Genomic DNA, 846 nt, shown 5'->3' on the forward strand with positions numbered 1-846 from the left:
GCGTAGTTGAGAATCTTTTGTGTGCGCGTGCCGAGCTTTAATGGCAACTTCGGCTCGAGAAACAAGTATCGGCTTGTGAACACCAACAGCGTCATGAGTAAAATTGACAGCATAATCATTAGCGTTTCTCCTGTACTTGTTCGACAAAATAGCCTGTTAACATGGCTAACATGCTCGAAATCATCAAACTTCCTTCCACTTGGTAATAGCTTAACGCGACTGAGCCTACCAAAGCCACTAAGACGCTAGAAAGTACCGCTGCATTTTTAATCGTGGGTACGACAATCGCGATAAAGGTTGCGGCTACTGCAAATTCCAACCCCATTTCATTCAGTTCTGGGATTAGGCTACCCGCCACGATGCCTGTCAGCGTCGCAAGGTTCCAGAACAGATAGAAGCTCAATCCGGCGCCTAGGGCGTACCAGCGATTAAATTGTTCGTCAGAATGATGGCCTGCAATGGCAAACAGCTCGTCGGTTAACAGAAAACCAAGCGATAGCCGCCATTTAAGCGGAAGTGGTGCAATTTTACTGCGCATGGATACGCTGTAGAGAAAATGTCGTGAGGTGATGAAAAACGTGGTGAGCAACATAGTGGTTAGCCCCGCGCCCGCTTTTATCATTCCCATCGCGACGAGCTGAGCGGAGCCCGCGAAAAGAATCGCGGATAACGCTTGTCCTTCTAGCGGGTGAAGCCCTGTATCAATCGCGAACGAACCTGCTAAGAGTCCCCAAGGCAGTACGGCAATACTCAACGGCATCATTGCGAGTGTGCCTTGCCAAAATAAAGTGGCTTTTGATTCTTCTTGTAACGGCAAAGTGTTATCCATTGTTTGTTCTTAATTGT

The 846-nt window shown here is 47.9% G+C and carries 1 protein-coding gene and 1 pseudogene; both read right to left on the reverse strand.

The features are described from left to right. A pseudogene (locus tag R7P74_RS25615) lies at positions 1-119 on the reverse strand (AzlD domain-containing protein); the annotation flags it as partial. Further along, positions 119-829, reverse strand: coding sequence for an AzlC family ABC transporter permease (locus R7P74_RS25620; RefSeq protein ID WP_318123455.1), 711 nt, complete (start codon positions 827-829; stop codon positions 119-121). The gene R7P74_RS25620 and the pseudogene R7P74_RS25615, both read right to left, overlap by 1 nt. Positions 830-846: the final 17 nt, after the last annotated feature.

Source organism: Vibrio sp. 2033, assembly GCF_033339735.1.